Origin of the sequence: Leptospira stimsonii, from assembly GCF_003545885.1 — a bacterium.
In the GTDB taxonomy this organism is placed as follows: Bacteria; Spirochaetota; Leptospiria; order Leptospirales; family Leptospiraceae; genus Leptospira; species Leptospira stimsonii.
In genome coordinates this window covers 169,258-188,825 of sequence record NZ_QHCT01000006.1, presented here as the reverse complement: position 1 = coordinate 188,825, position 19,568 = coordinate 169,258, and the positions used below count along the sequence as shown (strand labels likewise).

Below are 19,568 nucleotides of genomic sequence, written 5' to 3'. Positions count from 1 at the left end.
GAATATGAAGATTATATTATACATAGTCGGCGGATTGGTCGCGCTCATTGTAGCTCTTGCATGGATCGCACCGAAAGACTTTCAACTCGAACGAGAAATCGTGATCCATAAATCGAAAAGGCAAGTTTTCGATCATATCAAATATTTAAAGAATCACGAACAATGGAATGCTTGGTCTAAAAAAGATCCGAATATGAAAAAAGAATTCAAAGGAGTCGACGGAACTGTCGGTTTCACGAGCGCTTGGGAGAGCAATCATCCTGAGGTGGGGACAGCGGAACAGGAAATTAAAAGTATTATAGATGGGGAGAGGTTCGAAACTCAAATTCGTTTTAAAAAACCGTTTGAGGCGAGTTTTACTTCGTACGCCACCACAAAAACCGTGGGAGAAAATCAAACCAAGGTTTCTCTGGGTATGTACGATCGTATGTCTTTTCCGATGACCGTGATCAGTTTTCTCGTGAACGTTTGTTTTGATCAGCAGAAGAAGATCATTAACAATATGGATGAAAGTCTCAAGAATTTAAAAACGATTCTTGAAAAATAAGAAGTAAGAATCAGTCGCTTCGATTAACCCTTCGGAAAACGCAGGTGCCACTGGGTAACGTCTTGAAATTGTCGCGCCAATTCTAGAACGTTATGCTCCTTTCCCGGGGCGCCGACGATCTGGAAACCGATGGGCAATCCTTTTGTATCGAATCCGCAAGGAAGATTGATCGCAGGCAGTCCGTAGTAATTACAAAAGAAAGTGTTGTCCGCGGAAAGAGCGATCGGTCCTTTTTTGGAAGCGGCATTGATTTTGGGAACGGTTTCCGTCGTTGTAGGAAGGATAAGAAGATCGACTTCCTGAAAGAAAAGTCGATTCACTTCCTTTCTGTCTTGTTCCATGGTTTTAGAATCGAAATTCGGCGAGATATCCAGTTCGGTTTCTTGAAACGAATGACCCAAAGAAAAAAGAACGTCCCTCGTCTTTTGAAACGTACTTCGTATTTCTTCGGTCGCGTGAAAATTGAGAACGTATCCGATTCTAAATTTGGAATTTAGGGAGGATGCGATTTCCGATTTCGTTTCGTGATTTAAGAATACGTCCATTAAAATTTTTACGTCAAGTGCACTACGAGCCATGAATGCCGCATGAGCGATTCTTAATATTTTCTCGTCCGCTTTTTCGCCGGCAAGAACTCCTTCCAAGTTTACTAATCCGTAGCTCGGTTTGAATCCGGTTACCCCGCAACAGGCGGCCGGCAATCTACAGGAACCGATCGCGTCCGTATCTAATGTCGCATAACAAAATCCGGATGCGACGGCGACTGCAGAGCCTCCCGAGGAACCCCCTGCGATGTATTGCCGATTCCAAGGGTTGTGCACGGAGCCGAAATAGCTTTCGATCGAAGTAGTTCCTATCGCAAGTTCGTGCATATTCGTTTTTCCGATTACGATCGCCCCGGCTTCTTTGAGTTTTGTTACCGCTACCGCATCCCGCTTCGGAAATCGATTTTGAAAGTGTTCAAAGCCGGCAGTCGTTCGAATCCCCGCCGTATCGAACATATCTTTGATCCCGATCGGAATACCGTGAAGCGGACCTTTCCAGTTTCCGTTCTGAATTTCTTTTTCCGCTACCTTCGCTTCTTCGATGGCCTGTTCGCCGAGTACGGTTATGAATGCGTTGAGATTCTTATTGAGTTTTTCGATTCTTGAAAAACAGTTTTTTACAATGTCAACGGGAGAAATTTTTCCGGATCGGATTTCCGCGCTTATGTCCGAAATCGTTCCGTGTGAGTTTAAGCTTCGACTTTTGGATTTAGAGTGATTCATAACGTTCCAGCTTAGATTGGAAATCATTTTCTGACTTCGACACGATTTCCACTCTTTTCCGAAAAAGAAGTTCCCTTTCGGATTTTATTTTTTTGAATTTCGGAAGTATAGATTGATCCGGTGAGAATTTTCCACTCCCCAGGATGAATCGAAAGACCGAGACCGAAAGGCCAGGCTTTTTATTTGGAATGGGTCCTTTGCATACATCATAAAAAACGCAACGAACATCGTTATAAAAATTTGAATCACTGTTAGGCGAATGTCATTGCCGACAGTCACGAAAAATCCGCAAAAAAAATCTGCGAAGAAGACAAGGAGGAACGAAGTTTTCGATCCGAAAACTCATCTGGTTCGATAAATGAGGGAGGAGAATCTTGTCAAACCAGCTTCATTTTGAATTGGATTTAAAGTCCTCCCACGATGAGTCTTGAGTAGGAGTGCGGCGACGTTCGTGCTGATATTTCCATGCTCGAAATTTATTTCTTTCGGTTTCATTCCTTAGAGTTCCCATTCTTTAAAATAAAAGAGACTGTATCATAGAAATGTAATCTTTTCTAAGTTGCTTTTCCGGATTTTTCGCGGGAAGACTCCCGTTTTTTAAAACAGAGGGGTGATACAATAGCTTTCCCATTTCTTTCTTTTGATTGGATGAATTTTCCGAAAGAACTTTCAAAGTTTCTATGTCGATCTCTACTTTCATTTTTTTCTTAGACGGTTCTCATCAGTTGCTTCTGATTTCGGTTCTTGTTTTTTCGAGTGCACTTTTTAATCTCACGGTCTTTCAGATCTCCCCTTGAACTTTTCCATACTGTGAATGCTTCCTTGATTCTATTGTTTCAAAAGAATATGCGGATCTCCCTTTTGGTTCCTTGTCATTCTTGAAAGCGGTTGAGCGACGGAGTTTTCCTATTCATACTTCTTCTTCTCTTCCTAAGCTCTTGCGAAATGCGATGACGGTTATCGCCAAAACCAATGCGATTCCGGCGCAAAGAATCGAGACTATCTGAAAGGAATCGGTGAACGCTTGTTTGGCGGGAATGAGGAGAGAATGTCCGAGTTGTTCAGGCAATTCTTTTGCTATGGCCACGGCGGCGCCTAACGTTCCATGGGCGGCATCCACTAACTCGGGAGTCAGTCCGTCCAACTCGATTCCTTCCATCCGGTTTTTATAGACGGCCGTTCCGATGCTACCCAACACTGCGATTCCGAGAACTCCTCCGAATTCAGTTCCCGTTTCGGAAATGGATGCCGCGGCTCCTGCCTTTTCCGGCGGAGCCGAACCGACGATGAGATCGGTCCCGATAATTACAACCGAGCAGATTCCTAAGGATAGAATCACCGATCCGAAGACAATGTATGCCAATCCGTTTTGTTCGTCCACGAGCGAGTAGAGCGACATTCCAATCACCGTTAGAATTAAACCGCCAGCGACGATCAAGACTGGGCGAATTTTTCTTACGAGCATCGGTACCGTCATCGATCCTACAACGTTCCCCCCTGCGGAAGGCAAAGTCCAAAGGCCGGCTTCCATTGGGGATAATCCGAGGACCAATTGAAGATACTGTGCTGAGAAGAGAAAACTTCCCAATCCCACAAAGATCGTTAGGCTATTCGCGATGAGCGCGGCACTAAAAGCTGGAACCCGGAAGAGTTCGAGATCGATCATCGGATCTTTTAGATTCTTTTGTCTGCGGATAAAGAGCGCTCCAACTAACAATCCTAATACGATTGTCAGAACGGACAAAAGACTCCAACCGTGTTCCGCGATTTGTTTTAATCCGAAGATCACGGAAAGGACGGAAACTAAGGATAGAACTGCGCTGAGGATATCCAATCTACCGGCGTTCGGATCCTTAAATTCAGGCAAAAGTTTCGGGCCTACGATCAAAAGAAGAATCATGACAGGGACGCTGAGAAGAAACACGGAACCCCACCAGAAATGTTCTAGGAGTAATCCTCCGATCAACGGGCCGATCGCTCCTCCTATGGAAAAACTCATTCCCCAGATTCCAATTGCAAAAGTTCTTTCCTGCGAATCCAAAAACATATTACGAATCAATGATAGGGTCGACGGCGCTAAGGTGGCGGCCGTGATTCCGAGTAGCGCTCTAGTCGCGATCAACATTTCCGCAGTTCTGGAAAACGCCGCGAGTACCGAGGCCACTCCGAAAGCAAAAGCACCGATCATCAGAAGTTTTCTTCTTCCGATTCTATCTCCTAAAGTTCCCATCGTGACCAAAAAACCGGCGACCATAAAGCCGTAGATATCGACGATCCAAAGGAGTTGAGATCCCGAAGGTTTTAAATCCTCGGTAAGATGGGGAACCGCAAGGTAGAGGACGGTAAGATCCATTGCGTAGAGTAAACAGGGAAGCGAGATCACGGCGAGCCCGATCCATTCTTTTCTTCCCGCTAAATTTGTATTGATGTCCATTTTATTCATTTTCTTACTCGATCGGTTCGTGGCAGAATAGGCTGTTGCCGGAACTGAGTTCTTTTTTTTGTATAAAAATATAATATTCTAAAATTTAAAAGTACTAATATGGTTTAGAGAGCCATTCTTACAAGTTCTGTTTCCAGTCTGTCAAAGTTTTGTTCGTTTCCGATTTCGATGTATTTTTTGACTTTCTCGAATTCTTCCGCAGTGTCGAAGGTCATTCCGAAAGAAACCTTCGTTTGATTTCCCACTTCTTCAAAATCAATCGCCGCTACATAGTGATGTTGAGAAACATGTTCGAATCGAAGTTTTTCCGGCTTTTGGATTTCCACATAAACACAATGATTTTGATAGTCGGTTCCGTCAGGTCCGTGCATCACAAATCTCCAATTCCCTCCGGGTTTAAGATCGAATTCAAAAAACGTGTTTTTAAAATCCTTTGGTCCCCACCAGAGCTTCAGATGATCCGGATTTGTCCATGCCTCGAAAACTAGATCCCTCGGCGCGTCGAAAACTCTCGTGCTTACGATTTCTCTTTCGGAAATCTTCGCCGGGAATAGTCTTTCTTTTTCCTTCATACGATTCTCCTGGAGTGGGCCTCCTGGAAATAATATTTGAACGACCCACATTCCGTTTTCCTAATTTACTGTTTGGCAAGATACGCTTCGAGTTGATCCAGAGTGCCAGTAAAGCCCTGATTCATAGACGGGAAGTTGTCTCCGAAAACTTTGATTTCTTCCGGCGTCGCGTTGATCGGCGTTCCTTTTAAGCTGAGAATGGTCTTTCCTTTTTCTTCCGTAAAAATTACGGTGTTGAGAATTTCTAAAGGCCAATTAGCGGCCATAGGAGGGAGACTCATTCCAGCGTTCTCATCCGAAAAGGAAACCACATACACAAGCTTTTCCGGCGGAGTGATCTCTTTATACACAAATCTTCCCCACATGGTTTGTCCGTCCGGAGTTGTCATACTGTAATGAAACAATCCTCCCGGTTTCAAGTCCAGATGAGTCACTCCCATCTTGAGTCCTTTCGGCCCCCACCATTCGGCGAGCCTTTTCGGTTCCGTCCAAGCTTTCCAAACGAGTTCTCGGGGAAAATCAAACGTTCTTGAAAAGGTAAATTCAGGATTTTGAATGTCTTTTCTTTCGCTCATTCTTATTTTCCTTCTCCAAGTCTTTTTAGGTTTATCAGGCCGGTTTCAAATTGTTTTCCGATCATCACATCCATATTCAGGAAGATTCCCATAATCTTAGAGAAGAAGATATTTTTTCCGAACATAACCCAAGTTACCTGAGTTGAATCGCCGCTCTTAACTAAAGTAAACTCTGCGGTATTGTGAGCTTCGAATGGAACCAAAAAATCCAATTTGATGACGATTTTAGAGGGAGAATTCGCATCCGTAATTTCCATACGACCTTTTCCGATATCCTTGTTTCCTTCCCATTCGTAAACGGTGCCGATTCCGTTGGCAGGTCCGCTATAGGTCTTCTTCATCGACGGATCGATTTTTTCCCACGGCGACCACTGGGCCCAAGTATGGAAGTCGCTTATCAACGGATATACTTTCTCTGGAGGAGCTTGGATAACGATCGATCTTTCGTAACGAAAGTCGTTCGGCTTTGTACTCGCATACACGAGAAGGATTACGATGACGACGATCAGAAGGCCGACGATCGAAAGTAAAGTAAGTTTGATCAAAGACATAAAATTCTCCGTTTATTAATTTGAAACCTTTGTAAGATAATCTCCGAGGCGATTGAGAGTTTGATTCATTCCTTCTATCGCTCCGTATTTTTCCACAACCTCGTCTCTTGCGGCCGAAGTTTTGAAAAGGGAATGCATGGTTAGTTTTGTTTTTCCGTTTTCTTCTTCGAACGTAACGGTTACGTGGAAATCGCCGGGGTGATCTTCCAGATCGGAGCCGTGTTTATAAACCAATCGTTCCGGTTTCACGACTTCGATGTAAGTGATTCGGTTGGGATAATCCGTTCCGTCCGGTCCGTGCATGATCAGTTTCCAGATCCCACCCGGTTTTACTTCCATCGTTTCGATGGTATTCGTAAAGCCGTTCGGTCCCCACCAGTTGCCTATGTGATTTGGATCGGTCCAAACCTTCCAGACCAATTTTCGCGGTGCGTCAAACACGCGTGAGGTGGTGATCTCTCGATCGGCTGTGTTTGATTTATGATCGTTACTTGAGTTCATTGTTTATCTTTGCTTATTCCGAATCGAATTCTAAAAAGAACGAAAATTCTATTTTAAACTTTCATCCAGTTTATCGATCATCTCGTTCCAACTTGCCTTCGTCATTTCGCTAATCTCTCCGGCAGGAAGTCCGATATGTCTTAAGGTAAGTTTTGTCTTGTTTTCGATTTTTTCGAACAAAAGAGAGACGGTGGTCGTTTCGGGAAATTCCCCTTTAAAACCGTAATGAGAAGCTGGAACCGGATTTCCGTTTTCGTCGGCGAACGAATCAGAATATACGATCTTTTCCGGTATTACGATTTCACGAAAGAATCCCGTGCTCCAAAACTCTTGACCCTCCGGGGAACGTAACCCGAAGACATACTTCCCGCCGACTCGAAAATCGATTCTGCAAGCGGGGGATGTGAAGTTTTTCGGTCCCCACCAACGCATCAGATGTTCCGGATCCGTCCAGGCTTTGAAAACGAGTTCTCTCGGAGCGTCGAAGATTCTTGTGATAACAACTTCGTTTATCGTTCGATCATTGTTTGCCATGTTGTTTGATCCTTTTTGAATTCTCAGTTTGCTTTCTTTTTACGAGTGCAGAATCGATTCTAAAATTCTTATAAACTCCAGACTCCGGGAAGTCTTCTGCTTTCGGGACGAAGCGCCCATGAAAGAGCGACTAACACAACGCCTACGAGGGGCATAACGATGTGCGCGGTTTCGAAACCGGAAATTCCGTTGGAGATGGAAGCGGAGGTGAGGTTGAAAAACATTCCCGCATAAGCCCATTCTTTTAGAAGAGGGAATTTCGGGACGCTGATAGCGATCGCGCCGAGAAGTTTCCAAACTCCGAGAAGAGTGACGAAGTAGAGGGGATAGCCGAGTTTGGTCATTCCTTCAACTACTTCCGGTCCTTGCGTTGTATATGCGTAAGCGGCGAACGCGTAGTTTGCGGCGACCATAACCGTCGTTACCCAGTAGATGATGTTTTTGATTTTATCCTTGTTCATTGTCGAATTTCCTTTGGTTTGTTTGTTCGTTTGCCTCGATTTGCTGGAGTTCCCGCAAATAATCATCCAGTCGATCGAGTCTGGCTTCCCAGATTTGTCTGTATTCGTCGATCCAATCAGCCACTTCTTTTAAGGGCCCTGTTTCTAAACGAGAAGGTCTCCATTGTGCCTCCTTGCCTCGGGAAATCAGTCCGGCTCTTTCCAGCACCTTGAGATGTTTGGTGATCGCGGGAAGACTCATGGCAAAGGGTTCCGCAAGTTGCTTCACGGTTACGTCACCGTATCGAAGGGTGGCCAAAATCTTTCGCCGAGTCGGGTCCGCCAGAGCGGCAAACGTAAGGCTGAGATGATCTTCTGTAGCGTCTTGTTGAACCATATGGTTAATTAACCTTTCGGTTAAATTATCCCTCAAGGCAGGAATTGTCAATCACTTCCTCGGAAAAAAATAGAAAAATGGATCGAAGGAGAAGAAGGACAAAGGATAACCCCAGAAAAGAAGCCTGTCTACCGGTTTAAAAAGTTTTCTCATCAAATTATTAATTTTACATCAAACTATAATTTTCATAGAAACAAAAAACCTTTCATTCTGTTTTATGAATATTCAGTGATAAATGGAGTGAAATATGAGTATGATATCGAAGGAATTTCAGTATGAAATTCCGGTGCTTTGGAGCCAGTGCGATCCAAACGGACATCTCAATGTTGGAAATTTTCAGGTTTTCTTACACGAAGGGAGAATGGTCGCTCTTGAAGAAGCGGGCTTGAGTTATTCGAAAATGAAGGAAGCGAACATCGGTCCGATGATTCTCCGTTCGGAAACCGACTACAAGGCGGAGATCCGTTATCCGGAAACGATTCTCGTGACCACATTTTTTGGGGAACTTGCGGGTTCTCGTTGTAAGATTTTTCAAAAGCTCATCCGGAAGTCCGACAGGAAGATCGCCTGCGATTCTCTTTCCACCTGCATTCTTTTCGATTTTAACAAAAATAGGCCTTGGAAGTATTCGGAAGAACTGTTGAACGCGTTCGAGTTGCACGCGATTCCTACCGAATAGAAAGTTTTTTTTGAGGAGTTCCCGCATAGAACGGGATACAAAATGAAATTCTCTTGGAAGTCGGATTCTTCCGTTGTTTCGACAAAGCGGATCCGCTGAAAAAAACTTGCAATCGGACTTCCAGTCCGTCCGAGATAGAATTTCGGAAGAATCCTTTCTTTCTCGAAACGTTGCCCTCTCATCGAAATCCGGAGGACAAAATTCTTCCGTTTCGAATTCGTTTCACTCTGTTTATTTTAGAAATTCGAAAAGGAACCGAGAGCCGATCCGGCCCGGATTTTTTTTCGTTTTTGTTCCGGCTTAGAAATAATTTATGGACTTGATTGTTTTCGGCGTTAGTTCCTATAAATCCGAATTACGAGGAAATCGATACAGGGATCTTAGAATTTGCTGGTAATATTTTGCGCACAAGGCATAGAGTATGAATCATGTCTAATCCTCTTTCCTCCGTTGAACCTTGGTCCTTAGTCGCAGAAGGATATACAAAATCCACCAAACAATTCTTAGAAGCTTATTCGCGTAAGGCGATGGAATTGCTCGGATTCAATTCCGAGGACGTCGTTTTGGATGTGGCCACTGGCCCTGGAACACTCGCCATTCCTCTTTCCAAAATCGTTAAAGAAGTGTATGCGATCGATTTTTCGGAACCGATGATCGAACAACTCAAAAAAGGAATGAAAGAAGAAAACGTTTCGAATGTGATTCCTCTTGTCATGGATGGTCAGAAATTGGAGTTCCCGCAAAATCATTTTGACGGAGCGTTTTCCATGTTCGGTCTGATGTTTTTTCCGGACAAACTCTTAGGTCTCAAAGAAATGTATCGAGTTCTTAAACCCGGAAAGAAGGTCGCGGTTTCCGGTTGGGCACCCGTGAACCATTCTCCTTTGATGCAATTTTTATTTGGCGCGCTTCGTAAGGCGAATCCTGAAATTCCGGAACCACAGACCAATCCTTCCAGTTTTGAAAATCCGGAATTCTTTCGAGAGCAATTGAACACGGCCGGCTTTCAAGAAATCGAAATTCTTCCTTTTTCCAATTCGATCGAAGTAACGGACGGAGAAGAATTCCTCGATTCCATGATCGACGGTGGAGCTCCTCTTCGGTGGATGAAAAGTAAAATGACCGAATCCGTCTGGAACGAAAAAAGAAAAATCATGTTGGATCATCTCAATTCTCGGCTCAAGAACATTCCGGTTTCCCTTTCCTCAGAAGCTTATATCGCGGTCGCAAAAAAGCCGGACTGATCGAAGCAACCGATAAAACGGGAAGAGGATAGGGAGAATCCAGATTCGAAATTTTTTTCCGAAGAACGTGAGTCATTGCACGGGGCTTTTTTTGTATCGTTCGATGTTCGATCTAGACGAGTTTAACGAACGAAAAGAATTTGGATGACCACATCCCGTTTTTTTTCGTCGATTATCGACCGAATCCTTCTCTTGCTTATTGAATCAGTTCCGCCGTAAATCCTCTTCGCATCGTGTTTTCGGTGATCGTGATCGGCTCTAAAAAACTCTTGAGATAATCAGGACCTCCCGCTTTTGCTCCTACACCGGAAAGTTTATAACCGCCGAACGGTTGTCTTTCGACGACCGCGCCTGTGATCGCGCGGTTGATATAAAGGTTTCCCGCTTCGATCCTTCGTTTTGCTTTTTCGATATGTTCCGGATTTCGAGAATAAACACCGGCGGTAAGCGCGTACTCCGAATCGTTCGCCTTTTCTATCGCTTCGTCGAATGTTTTTACACGAAAGAGGGCCACCAAAGGTCCAAAGAATTCTTTCGTTGCAAGTTCGCTATTCCAATCCTTTTCTTCGAATACGGTAGGCGGGACGTAATGACCCATTGACTTTAAGTCTTCCGAAAGATCCGCCTGAAAGAGAATCTTATCTTTGTGTTTTGTAAGAATCGTTTCCAACCTTTGCCTCGATTCTTCGGTGATCACCGGCCCGATCTTCGCGGAAAGGATTTCGGGAGAATCGATCTTTAAGGAAGAGACCGCCTCCAGAAATCTTGTTTTGAATGTTTCATAACAAGAATCTAATAGAATCAATCTGGAAAGAGCGCTACACTTTTGCCCTTGAAAACCGAACGCAGAATGAAGCGCGCCTTCCACGGCGAGATCTAAATCCGCGTCACCGTCCACGATGATCGGATTTTTTCCGCCCATCTCACATAACGCGCGTTTGATTCTTCTCGATTCGGATCTGATTTGAGCGCATTCCTCTAGGATGGACACACCGACTTCTCTTGATCCGGTGAAGTTGATCACGGCAACTTCCGGATGTTTTACGATCGCGGCGCCGATCTCTTCTCCTTTTCCCGGTAGAAAATGAAATACTTCGTTTGGAACTCCCGCTTTTAAGAAGAGGCGATATAGAAAAAGTGCCGTTGCGGAGGATTGTTCTGCGGGTTTTAAGAGAACCGCGTTTCCACAGACCAAAGGTCCCGCGCACATTCCGGTTAGGATCGCCGCCGGGAAATTCCAAGGTGCGATGACTCCGACGATTCCTTTCGGTTTATAAGTGTAGAAGTTTTCTTCTCCGGGAAGATCGACTCTTTTGCCTTTGCAAATTCCTTCGTATTCTTTCGCATAATATCTACAAAAGTCGATCGCCTCGACGATGTCCGCTTCGGCCTCGGGAATCGTTTTTCCCGTTTCTAATAGAATCAATGCGCTGAGTTCATCCCTTTTTTCCAGGATCATCGTTCCCACATTCCAAAGAATCGAAATTCTTTCTTTAGGATCGAGTTCGCTCCAACGATAAAAATGTTTTTTAGAAATCCGAATCGCGTTTTCCAAAGTCGAAAGATCGCTCAGAGAATATTCCGTCGTGATTTCTTTTTTTTTAGCGGGATTCGTGTGTTTTTGTTTGGCAAGATTTCGAATCTCTACGCCGTTCACGATTGCGGGTACAAAAATCGGAAAACCGCTCCGTATTTTTTGAATCGTAGGAAAAATCCAACTTCGGTTTTCTTCTTTGGAAAAATTTCGGATCGGCTCGTTATAAAAGTTTTGCATCGATAATCGATTCCTTGGGATTTTTTAAAAGGTGCGAGTAATCCATTCTTCCAGAGAGAAAGTTCTGGAGAAAGCCCTGATTGGAAGTGTTTTCCAGAAGTCGTCTTACCAAATAAGCCATTCCGGGAAGAATATCGCCTAACGGAGTGTATTCGCGGATTCGATATCCCATTTTTTTTAATACGACTTTGTAAGAATCCCCCATCCCGTATAACATCTGAATTTCGAAATCCCTCTTTGGAATACCTCTGCTCTCGGCATACGTAAGAATCGCGGATAGACTTCGAATGTTATGCGAAGCGAACGCGGAAAGAATAATAGGATGGGAATCCAGAAGAATTTTCGCGCATTCTTCGTAGTTGAAATCCGTTTCGTTTTTATTTTCGAAAACCGGGACATCCCAGCCTTTTTCTTTTGCCTTGATCACCTCGTATTCCCAATATGCGCCTTTTACGAGTCGAACCGTCAAAGGTGCTTTTCTATTTTTAGAATATTCTAAAATACGAATGAGATCCTCTTTTGATTCCTTTAGATATGCTTGGATCACGATTCCAAAGTGCGGGTAGTCTTCGAATTCCGGTTCTGAAAAAATTTCTTTCGCGAGAGTGATTAGAATTTCTTTATAATCGTACTGTTCCGCGTCGAGATTTACGAAATACTGTTTTCTTTTCGCGAGTCGTAGAATGGGACGAAGCTTTTCCTTGAGAATCGCGACGGACTCTTCCTTTGCCAACGATGAGATTTGAGAAAACAAACTCGAACATTTGATGGATACGTTTACGAAAGGGCAAACTCCATACCCGGTAGTTTCCGCTCCAGCGAAGGAATCCACGCTTTCGAGAATTTCAAGATATTGTTTTTGATATCCGTCCGCTTCTTTTTCCGAAAGTGCGGCTTCTCCCAAAACGTCGAGCGTAAAAACTGAATTCTTCTTTCTTATGGTTCGGAGTCGTTTTTCGGCTTTTTGAAAATTTTTACCCGCGATAAAGGTTCCCGATGTTTTCAGAATCGCGGCTTGAATTCCGATTCCGAAAAAAAAAGGAATCGGAGGGATACGAAGAAAAAAACGCAACAAAGACCGTATCCAGTTTTGCGTCTCCGTATTTTCGTTTAATATGTATAAGACGAAGTGTTCCGTGATCTCTTTTTTTGTGCGTAAAGAAGGGAGAACGTCCACAAAACGGAACATTTCGATCTTCAGTTTTGGAAAACGAAAAGAGAGTCCGAGAAATTTTTTTATCCAGAAATGTTTGGAAAGATAACGAGAGGATTGGCTTTCGTCTTCCTGGAAAATTCGCATCCCCAGGGTCTTTGTCTTGAGTTCGAGACTTTCGGAGTCGATCGTAATCATTTTGTTACCCTTCGCATAAGAGAATGCGGCTTTCCTTCTGCGGTATTATGTTTCCATAAAAAATCAGAAATTGGAAACCATAAAAAAGAAGTTTATATGAATTCTCGGTAACAAGCGTCTTTCAAACGAAAGACAAATCCGTAAGTAACGGTTAGTTTTTCCATTCCTCCGCCAAATGGATTCTTTCCAAGGTCGTTGGATGCGAGTGGTAAAAGAAAACTTCCGCCGGATGTGGATTGAGCCTTCCCTGGTTGTCTTTGGCTAACTTGATCTCCGTATTGATAAACGACTTCTTGTCCTTCGTTAATACGAGCGCTTCTATGTCAGCCTCTGTTTCCTGCGTTCTACTGAATGTACTCCAAACCGGTCTCGTAAGCGATCCGAAAAGAGAAAGAAGCAAAAACAGAAACGGAAGCGTCGATGGGGAATAGAATTGTCTCAAAGAAACGGAACCTTCCTCTTTGAATTTCTTAAAAAGGTAGGCCAAAAGAAAACATAAAAATAAGGTTTCGACGGTGCTGATGGCGATGTCTTTGATCTGATGATTGTGCGTCCAATGTCCGATCTCATGACCCAAAACGCTGATGATTTCTTCTTCGGTGTGATTTTGAATCAGTGTATCGTAAAGAAAGATCTTTCTGTTTTCTCCCCAACCGGTAAAATACGCGTTCGTATGAACCGAATATTTACTTTCATTGATTACATATACGTTCTCGACCTGAATCTGCGCCTTTTCGCAGAGGGCGATGATTTTCGTTTTGAGGCTTCCTTCTTCGATGGGTTTGTATTCGTAAAAAAGAGGAGTAATGATGATCGGGAACAAAATAGAAAGTAGAAGTCCGAAAATTAAGGAAACCATCGGAACCAAATACATCCATATCTTTTGAAATTTTTTCAGTATGAATGCGATTCCGATTACAGCGACGCTTCCGCCTAACGCGGCGATTCCTAAGGATTTACCCGTATAGACAACCCAATCTAAAAAAGTCATTTTAGAAAAACCGAATTGGTGTTCCAAAACGAATCCAAAATAATATTGAAACGGAATCGATATCAAAAATTGAACGGCGCTAAAGATCAAAAAGAAGAACAATACGGTAAGATAAAAACGATTTCCGGACCTTTTTTCCAAATAGGATTCCAATCTTACGGAAAGAGGAGAGAAGACAAAAATTCCCGCTACGACAAAGTCCAGAAGATCGGATAGAACGGAGGCGAAGAATCCGCTTCTGGCGTATTCAATTCCCTTCTGTATATCGGTTTCCGTAAAGTATTTTAGAATTTCTTCATGTAGTTGCGGTGAGTTGTTTCCTTCATAGGATAAATATTTCATCGTCAAGGTAAAAAGAATTTGAAGGATGTAAAAGAGCAAAAGGATCGTTTTGAGTTGCATTGTGTTTTCCGAGGTTACGAGGCAGTGTGATTTTCGAATTCACATTCTTTTAGTCAAGTAATTTCATGTTTTAGAGAACGCATTAGGGATACGAAAAGCGCGAAGCGTCTCGAACCTCTTGGGGCGGGTTTTGGTTTTTTTTGCGAGCCGTTCGAGATGAGTCGCTTTGCGACGAACTTGGAGTAGCCCGACCCGCTTGCGTTTTCTTTTTCATCATTGATTACGAAACTTTTTGCAAGCGGGGAATGCCCAAATTTTTATCGTTTGTCCGGGGGCGGCGGTGGGAGTGCGTCTCTGCACTTCGCGCTCAGTTCCGATTCGTGTGATCTAAGACAACGCATCGGTCCGCCGTTTTCGCGAGTGGAATCCTTGCAGAACTTTTCCTCGTCGACCGCGCAGGCTTCTTTCATGGCCTTGTGTCTTGTTTCCATCTCCGCGAGATGAGATTTGCACGAAGCGGAAAGTTTGGATTCGTTTTCCTTCAGACAACGATGTCCTTCCGGTCCCGGTCTTACATCCTTACAATAGGTTTCTCTTTCGGCTCTACAGTTGTCTCTGTGGGCGCCGTTCGGTTGTGCGTATTCGCTTAACAAAGGAAGGAAACAGAGTCCAACAATCAAAGCGGTCTTCAGAAGATTCATTCCGTTACTCCAAGTGATTCGTTCGATTTTACGTGAGTTTCGATCGACATGGGCTTTGACCTCTTCGTTATCCCGTTGGTTTCGTTTTATCTCTTCTTGGGGAATAGGGTTTCCTTCTAAAATTTTGCAGGGTCCGAAACGTTTTCCGTTCTCCTTTGCGCATTTCACAAAGAAGGTTTTATTTTCCGGATTCACATTTCTTTTTCACTGGAGAGAGAGTTTTTTTCAGCGTAAATCGACGAGATACTTTTAGTCGTTTCGAATTGTGAATTTCCTTTACAGATTCGTTTCTTGAAATAGGAATTGAATAAGTCGTAAATCGGATGTGAAACACGCAATGATTGAAAAAATTTGGCCCTCGCCGGAGATCGTAGAGGATCTTTCTGCACTTAGAAAAATTTCCCCCCTAACACACGTTATAACGAATATCGTCGTTACCAATTGGACCGCCAACGTTCTACTTGCGATCGGTGCTTCTCCCGCGATGGTGATTGCCGAGGAAGAAGTCGCCGACTTTGCTTCGATTGCGAGCGGACTCCTCATCAATGTAGGCACCGTTACGAGTACGGACGCAAAGGTGATGAGGCTTGCGGCCACCGCCGCAAACAAAGCGGGGACCCCTTGGGTTCTCGATCCGGTCGCCGCTGGCGCTCTTCGGTTTAGAACCGAGGTTGTACAGGAATTGCTTCAGCAAAAGCCGAGTGTAATTCGCGGGAACGCTTCCGAAATTCTTGCGTTAGCCGGAACCGCGGGAGGAGGAAAAGGAGTGGACTCGATCGCAAGCTCTTCCGAAGCCTTGCCTTTCGCAATAGAACTCTCTGAAAAGCTCGGCGCGGTAGTCGCGGTGAGCGGAGAAATCGATTATATCACGAATGGAAATCAAACGATCGCGGTACCGGGTGGTCATGCAATGATGACGAAAGTGACGGGAGTCGGTTGTTCTCTCGGCGCCTTAATGGCTTCCTTTTTAGGAATTCAAAAGGATCCGTTACGGGCCGCAGTTTCCGCTTCGGCCGTCTTTGCGGTAGCTGGCGCCAGGGCCGCTCGCGATTCAAAGGGAACCGGAAGTTTTGCCGTGGCTTTTCTGGATGAACTGAATCTTCTTTCTTTGTGATCGGTTCTTCCTTTTTTACTTCAAAGTAAATTAGGAAATATGAATATTTTAGTCCGAACTTTCTTGAAAGGGGCCGAAATCGCAACTTCGTTGCTTTTTAGGAAGGTTCGAAGTCGAGCCGTATTTGACGAACGGCTCGTATTGCATACTCGGTCGGAATTGACATCCTTTCTTGAGGATTGATCTCTGATAGAAAAGGAGTCTCCGTGTCGTTTCTTAGGATAACTTAAAAACATTATAAAAATATGATATTCTTCGTGAGACCATTCCCGGACAGAAAGGGATTCGGCTTAAAAAGCAGAGGCCGCTTTTCATTTTCTTCGGGAGTATACAGTGTCTTTTTGAATTCCATTTATGATTGTATCATCTTTGATTCGTCGCAATTTGCTTACTTTCAAAACAGAAGAAGCTTTCCTAACGCCGATGTCGATTTTGAAAGACGGAAAACATGCTTTGCCCTAAGGCAAAAGTAGATTCCGTTTCCGAAAAACATTTGTATTTTGTCCGACAATCGAGAATGATGTCCCACGTTTCTGGATCCGTTTTCATCCGGAAATATTGTTAAGCGTCATGTTTTTCAAAAAAATAAATCAAATATACGGAAGAAGAGATTATCTTACCCGCAAAAAAGCGTATCACCTCTTTGTTACCGATCTCGTGATCTTTATCGTTTCAATCGTCGCATGTCTTCTTTATATCCGTCAAGGAGTCCGAGTCGGTTTTTTGATTTTTGCAGTATCCGCGTTCGTTTCCATTGTTTTTCTGCTGATCAATCGTTTGGAAGTTGCCATTTATTCCATACTTTATTTGAGCCTTACCGCGTTGACTTTTGGAATCTTCTTCGGTATGCAAAACGGAAACATCTATTTTTCAATGGCGACGATTATCATATTATTCTTACATTTCTCCAATAGTAAGCTTACGATCGCCGTTTCTTGTTATACGGGAATATTAATGGCCATTCGAATGTATCAATATTGGGGAAAGGGAGAATTGAGTTCCGCCTTTATTTTCGATACGATTCTGAAATTTATCCTCTTTTGCACGCTGGCAATCATCACCGTCCGAGTTCTTACGAGTCATAAGAAGGAAAAAGAGGTTTTTATTCGGGAAATTCATCATCGTGTTAAAAACAACCTCCAAATTCTAAGCGGATTTGCGAACTTACATCAAAACAACGGAGTTAAAGGCGGAGATAAACAGTTAGAAAGTTTTAATGAAAGAATTCTAATGTTGTCCAAAATTCACGATGCGATCTACAAATCCGAAACGGATTACGAGATCGACCTCAATAAGGTTCTCATCGAAATCGTCGGTTTGGTAAGAATTCAAAACGGTCCTCCGATAGAATTGATTCAAAGTAAGAACGCGGCTCCTTTGAGTATAGAAATCTCAGTTCCTTTCGCGATGATCGTGTACGAACTTTTAAATAATGCGGTTCGTCATTCTCGACAAGAGAATCGGGAAAATAGAATCGTAGTTGAATTACATTTTGCAAATCATCGCTACTTTCTTACGGTTTTGGACAGCGGACCGGGAATTCAAATGGAATCGACTTGGACTCAACCGAAAACGACTGGCTTTACTCTGATTTCCATAATGACGCAACAGTTAAAAGGAAATTTTCGATTCGACTCGAACGAATACGGCTCCAAAGCTGTTTTAGAATTTTCGAATCAAGATTTATTCGCAAGTCTACTCCAATAAAAAAATTTAGAATTCTTTCCTATATCAAAGCTAAATTCACGCTTCAAATCTTTAGTATCTTGGATATCCAAGATTTCTCTTCTTTCGGTTTTTCCTTTTCGGCAATGGATCGAATTTTGAAATCGCTCCTTGCATCTCTTTTATTCCACTTCTTGTAGAACGTGGCATTCAGAGGTGCGGTTGGTTTACTGTATTCTTCGCAATGCAAAATTCTTTAGGTGATAAAAAATATGTTGACCGGTCTATTTATATATGATTTTATTTGAGGAATGAGCGAAAAGGGAACGGTATCCAAAGAAAGAATGGTTCGAGCGATGGCTTTATCGTTAGAGACTCGAGGTTATAACGGAACCGGGTTAAACGAAATCGTTGCATTGTCGAAATCCCCCAAAGGGTCCATTTATTTCCATTTTCCCGGAGGAAAAGAGGATTTAGCGGCGCAGGCGATCACTACTTCCGGAAGAGAGTTGGGTGCGATGTTAAGAAGTCTATTAGAGTCTTCTAAAACGACTGCGAGCGGAATCGGAGCGATCTTCAAAGCGCTGGAACGTAAGTTGATCGAAACGGATTTTAGCCAAGGATGTCCGGTCGCGACGACCGCATCGGAAACCGCGTCTCATTCTAATCCGGTAAGCGAGGCGTGTAAAACGGTCTTCGCGGAGTGGAAGGAAGAACTCGAGGAATTTTTTATAAGAACGGGTTGGGAAAGAAAAAAAGCTTCTGAACTGGCCATTTCGATTCTTTGTTTGCTTGAGGGCGCCATTTTGCTTTCTCGAACGAATCGGAGTTCGTATCCGATGAAGTCTGCGGCCAAAACCGCAAAGATATTGATTCAACAAGGAGAATCGGAATGAAACGTTATTGGTTTTATTTTGGAGTTATCGGGATTGTGCTTATGGGGATTTTGTTCGCATTAGGATATCCTAAATTAGTGATCGATGATTCTTTTTTGGTTGGACAGCGAAACCCGAATCCGGTCTCGTTTGTGAATCCGGGAGTCCGTTTTTCGTTTTTAAGAACGGCGACTGCGGATACTTCGGAGGCATTTCTGTATGAAGGTGGAAATCTTTTTAAGAAAAGAATTATCTCTCATTCCGCTTTGCTCGTGGAACATCCGAAAGGAAAATTTTTATTTGATACCGGGTTGGGGACCGATATAAAAGAACAATTCGCTTTAAAACCGATCCATCTAAGAATTCTTATGGCATATAAGGATCATATTCCCGCCGTTGAACTTCTCAAAAAAGAAGGATACGATCCGAGACAAATCGAAAAAGTTTTTCTTTCTCACATGCACTGGGACCACGCGAGCGGCGTAAAGGATTTCCCCTGGGCAAAAGTTTTGACAACTGAAGAAGAGCGTTCCGGCGCCTTTGCTTCCGATACGAGACACGGTTATATTCAGAGACAATTCGACGGAGATCAAATCCGATGGGAGAATGTAAAATTTCAAGACGTTCCTTACGAAACGTATTCTCGAAGTCTGGACCTGTTTCAAGACGGAAGCATCGTGTTTGTTCCAATGGCCGGTCATGGCGGAGGATCGATCGGACTTTTTATCAATCTTTCTCCGAAGCAAAGATATTTTTTCACCGGTGACATCAGTTGGTCTAAGGAAGGTTTTTCGTTACCGGCGCATAAGCCGAGGCTTTCGAGAAGAATCGCCGATAAGGATCCGGAAACTCTCGGGCGGGAGTTGGCACGGGTTCACGATTTGATTGTTCATAAACCGGAGATCCATGTAATTCCCGCGCATGACTCGATCGCTCAAGAGGAAATCGCCAAATTCCCGAATTGGAATCGGTGAGATAAGATTTATCCGATCGGAGTTCGCTTC

General features: G+C 43.5%; 20 protein-coding genes. 7 read left to right on the top strand and 13 right to left on the bottom strand.

The genetic code is table 11. The annotated features are described in order from the left end of the window. The first annotated feature begins 4 nt into the window (after nucleotides 1-4). Nucleotides 5-547, top strand: coding sequence for an SRPBCC family protein (locus DLM75_RS19190; protein WP_118970106.1), 543 nt, complete (start codon nucleotides 5-7; stop codon nucleotides 545-547). A 23-nt stretch (nucleotides 548-570) separates the two neighbouring features. Here the strand turns inward: DLM75_RS19190 and DLM75_RS19185 are convergent, their stop codons facing one another. The 9 genes from DLM75_RS19185 to DLM75_RS19140 all read right to left on the bottom strand — a co-directional run bounded on the left by DLM75_RS19185 (nucleotide 571) and on the right by DLM75_RS19140 (nucleotide 7,828). Next, nucleotides 571-1,842, bottom strand: a complete 1,272-nt coding sequence (locus tag DLM75_RS19185; RefSeq protein WP_241547987.1) for an amidase — start codon at nucleotides 1,840-1,842, stop codon at nucleotides 571-573. Between the two features lie 883 nt (nucleotides 1,843-2,725). Further along, nucleotides 2,726-4,249, bottom strand: coding sequence for an MFS transporter (locus tag DLM75_RS19175; RefSeq protein ID WP_118970104.1), 1,524 nt, complete (start codon nucleotides 4,247-4,249; stop codon nucleotides 2,726-2,728). 113 nt (nucleotides 4,250-4,362) lie between these two features. Further along, a complete protein-coding gene (locus DLM75_RS19170) occupies nucleotides 4,363-4,830 on the bottom strand; it encodes an SRPBCC family protein (RefSeq protein WP_118970147.1) in 468 nt (155 codons plus the stop codon). Nucleotides 4,831-4,895: 65 nt separating this feature from the next. Then, the gene (locus tag DLM75_RS19165; RefSeq protein WP_118970103.1) at nucleotides 4,896-5,405 is read right to left on the bottom strand and encodes an SRPBCC family protein; all 510 of its coding nucleotides are present in this window, start codon (nucleotides 5,403-5,405) and stop codon (nucleotides 4,896-4,898) included. A 2-nt stretch (nucleotides 5,406-5,407) separates the two neighbouring features. Beyond that, the gene (locus tag DLM75_RS19160) at nucleotides 5,408-5,956 is read right to left on the bottom strand and encodes an SRPBCC family protein (RefSeq protein WP_118970102.1); all 549 of its coding nucleotides are present in this window, start codon (nucleotides 5,954-5,956) and stop codon (nucleotides 5,408-5,410) included. 15 nt (nucleotides 5,957-5,971) lie between these two features. Next, complete coding sequence (locus tag DLM75_RS19155) at nucleotides 5,972-6,457, bottom strand: SRPBCC family protein (RefSeq protein WP_118970101.1); 486 nt, start codon at nucleotides 6,455-6,457, stop codon at nucleotides 5,972-5,974. 48 nt (nucleotides 6,458-6,505) lie between these two features. After that, complete coding sequence (locus DLM75_RS19150; RefSeq protein ID WP_118970100.1) at nucleotides 6,506-6,991, bottom strand: SRPBCC family protein; 486 nt, start codon at nucleotides 6,989-6,991, stop codon at nucleotides 6,506-6,508. 68 nt (nucleotides 6,992-7,059) lie between these two features. Continuing rightward, nucleotides 7,060-7,452 (bottom strand): DoxX family protein, encoded by a 393-nt coding sequence (locus tag DLM75_RS19145; RefSeq protein WP_118970099.1) that lies wholly within the window; start codon nucleotides 7,450-7,452, stop codon nucleotides 7,060-7,062. Next, on the bottom strand, nucleotides 7,439-7,828 hold the full coding sequence (locus DLM75_RS19140; RefSeq protein WP_118970098.1) for an ArsR/SmtB family transcription factor: 390 nt from the start codon (nucleotides 7,826-7,828) through the stop codon (nucleotides 7,439-7,441). Before DLM75_RS19140 ends, DLM75_RS19145 begins: the two co-directional genes overlap by 14 nt. Before the next feature lie 247 nt (nucleotides 7,829-8,075). On the opposite strand from DLM75_RS19140, the gene DLM75_RS19135 reads away from it, so the two are divergent. Both DLM75_RS19135 and DLM75_RS19125 read left to right on the top strand, forming a co-directional pair. Beyond that, nucleotides 8,076-8,507, top strand: a complete 432-nt coding sequence (locus DLM75_RS19135; RefSeq protein WP_118970097.1) for an acyl-CoA thioesterase — start codon at nucleotides 8,076-8,078, stop codon at nucleotides 8,505-8,507. A gap of 428 nt (nucleotides 8,508-8,935) precedes the next feature. After that, nucleotides 8,936-9,751, top strand: a complete 816-nt coding sequence (locus DLM75_RS19125) for a class I SAM-dependent methyltransferase (protein WP_118970095.1) — start codon at nucleotides 8,936-8,938, stop codon at nucleotides 9,749-9,751. A gap of 196 nt (nucleotides 9,752-9,947) precedes the next feature. On the opposite strand, the gene DLM75_RS19120 is transcribed toward DLM75_RS19125, so the two are convergent. From DLM75_RS19120 to DLM75_RS19105, 4 genes are all read right to left on the bottom strand, one after another. Further along, nucleotides 9,948-11,525: an aldehyde dehydrogenase family protein gene (locus DLM75_RS19120; protein WP_118970094.1), complete on the bottom strand. Its 1,578-nt coding sequence runs from the start codon at nucleotides 11,523-11,525 to the stop codon at nucleotides 9,948-9,950. After that, nucleotides 11,509-12,876 (bottom strand): proline dehydrogenase family protein, encoded by a 1,368-nt coding sequence (locus DLM75_RS19115; protein WP_118970093.1) that lies wholly within the window; start codon nucleotides 12,874-12,876, stop codon nucleotides 11,509-11,511. Before DLM75_RS19115 ends, DLM75_RS19120 begins: the two co-directional genes overlap by 17 nt. 151 nt (nucleotides 12,877-13,027) lie before the next feature. Continuing rightward, nucleotides 13,028-14,269, bottom strand: a complete 1,242-nt coding sequence (locus DLM75_RS19110; RefSeq protein ID WP_118970092.1) for a M48 family metallopeptidase — start codon at nucleotides 14,267-14,269, stop codon at nucleotides 13,028-13,030. Nucleotides 14,270-14,526: 257 nt separating this feature from the next. Further along, nucleotides 14,527-14,910: a hypothetical protein gene (locus DLM75_RS19105; RefSeq protein WP_118970146.1), complete on the bottom strand. Its 384-nt coding sequence runs from the start codon at nucleotides 14,908-14,910 to the stop codon at nucleotides 14,527-14,529. A 337-nt stretch (nucleotides 14,911-15,247) separates the two neighbouring features. Between DLM75_RS19105 and thiM the strand changes: the two genes are divergently transcribed. From thiM to DLM75_RS19085, 4 genes are all read left to right on the top strand, one after another. Beyond that, nucleotides 15,248-16,024 (top strand): hydroxyethylthiazole kinase, encoded by a 777-nt coding sequence (gene thiM, locus DLM75_RS19100; protein ID WP_118970091.1) that lies wholly within the window; start codon nucleotides 15,248-15,250, stop codon nucleotides 16,022-16,024. A 570-nt stretch (nucleotides 16,025-16,594) separates the two neighbouring features. After that, a complete protein-coding gene (locus DLM75_RS19095) occupies nucleotides 16,595-17,731 on the top strand; it encodes a sensor histidine kinase (RefSeq protein ID WP_118970090.1) in 1,137 nt (378 codons plus the stop codon). A 269-nt stretch (nucleotides 17,732-18,000) separates the two neighbouring features. Next, nucleotides 18,001-18,585, top strand: coding sequence for a TetR/AcrR family transcriptional regulator (locus DLM75_RS19090; RefSeq protein ID WP_118970089.1), 585 nt, complete (start codon nucleotides 18,001-18,003; stop codon nucleotides 18,583-18,585). Continuing rightward, complete coding sequence (locus tag DLM75_RS19085; protein WP_118970088.1) at nucleotides 18,582-19,538, top strand: MBL fold metallo-hydrolase; 957 nt, start codon at nucleotides 18,582-18,584, stop codon at nucleotides 19,536-19,538. The genes DLM75_RS19090 and DLM75_RS19085 overlap by 4 nt, the downstream gene beginning before the upstream one ends. Nucleotides 19,539-19,568: the final 30 nt, after the last annotated feature.

What these genes read in the sequence shown, in the direction of transcription:
- DLM75_RS19175 (WP_118970104.1), bottom strand. Translation starts at nt 4,249, where the DNA reads ATGGACATCAATACAAATTTAGCGGGAAGAAAAGAATGGATCGGGCTC.
- DLM75_RS19110 (WP_118970092.1), bottom strand. Translation starts at nt 14,269, where the DNA reads ATGCAACTCAAAACGATCCTTTTGCTCTTTTACATCCTTCAAATTCTT.
- DLM75_RS19090 (WP_118970089.1), top strand. Translation starts at nt 18,001, where the DNA reads ATGAGCGAAAAGGGAACGGTATCCAAAGAAAGAATGGTTCGAGCGATG.
- DLM75_RS19095 (WP_118970090.1), top strand. Translation starts at nt 16,595, where the DNA reads ATGTTTTTCAAAAAAATAAATCAAATATACGGAAGAAGAGATTATCTT.
- DLM75_RS19145 (WP_118970099.1), bottom strand. Translation starts at nt 7,452, where the DNA reads ATGAACAAGGATAAAATCAAAAACATCATCTACTGGGTAACGACGGTT.
- DLM75_RS19160 (WP_118970102.1), bottom strand. Translation starts at nt 5,956, where the DNA reads ATGTCTTTGATCAAACTTACTTTACTTTCGATCGTCGGCCTTCTGATC.
- DLM75_RS19150 (WP_118970100.1), bottom strand. Translation starts at nt 6,991, where the DNA reads ATGGCAAACAATGATCGAACGATAAACGAAGTTGTTATCACAAGAATC.
- DLM75_RS19170 (WP_118970147.1), bottom strand. Translation starts at nt 4,830, where the DNA reads ATGAAGGAAAAAGAAAGACTATTCCCGGCGAAGATTTCCGAAAGAGAA.
- DLM75_RS19125 (WP_118970095.1), top strand. Translation starts at nt 8,936, where the DNA reads ATGTCTAATCCTCTTTCCTCCGTTGAACCTTGGTCCTTAGTCGCAGAA.
- DLM75_RS19120 (WP_118970094.1), bottom strand. Translation starts at nt 11,525, where the DNA reads ATGCAAAACTTTTATAACGAGCCGATCCGAAATTTTTCCAAAGAAGAA.
- DLM75_RS19155 (WP_118970101.1), bottom strand. Translation starts at nt 6,457, where the DNA reads ATGAACTCAAGTAACGATCATAAATCAAACACAGCCGATCGAGAGATC.
- DLM75_RS19140 (WP_118970098.1), bottom strand. Translation starts at nt 7,828, where the DNA reads ATGGTTCAACAAGACGCTACAGAAGATCATCTCAGCCTTACGTTTGCC.
- DLM75_RS19135 (WP_118970097.1), top strand. Translation starts at nt 8,076, where the DNA reads ATGAGTATGATATCGAAGGAATTTCAGTATGAAATTCCGGTGCTTTGG.
- DLM75_RS19105 (WP_118970146.1), bottom strand. Translation starts at nt 14,910, where the DNA reads ATGAATCTTCTGAAGACCGCTTTGATTGTTGGACTCTGTTTCCTTCCT.
- thiM (WP_118970091.1), top strand. Translation starts at nt 15,248, where the DNA reads ATGATTGAAAAAATTTGGCCCTCGCCGGAGATCGTAGAGGATCTTTCT.
- DLM75_RS19115 (WP_118970093.1), bottom strand. Translation starts at nt 12,876, where the DNA reads ATGATTACGATCGACTCCGAAAGTCTCGAACTCAAGACAAAGACCCTG.
- DLM75_RS19185 (WP_241547987.1), bottom strand. Translation starts at nt 1,842, where the DNA reads ATGATTTCCAATCTAAGCTGGAACGTTATGAATCACTCTAAATCCAAA.
- DLM75_RS19165 (WP_118970103.1), bottom strand. Translation starts at nt 5,405, where the DNA reads ATGAGCGAAAGAAAAGACATTCAAAATCCTGAATTTACCTTTTCAAGA.
- DLM75_RS19190 (WP_118970106.1), top strand. Translation starts at nt 5, where the DNA reads ATGAAGATTATATTATACATAGTCGGCGGATTGGTCGCGCTCATTGTA.
- DLM75_RS19085 (WP_118970088.1), top strand. Translation starts at nt 18,582, where the DNA reads ATGAAACGTTATTGGTTTTATTTTGGAGTTATCGGGATTGTGCTTATG.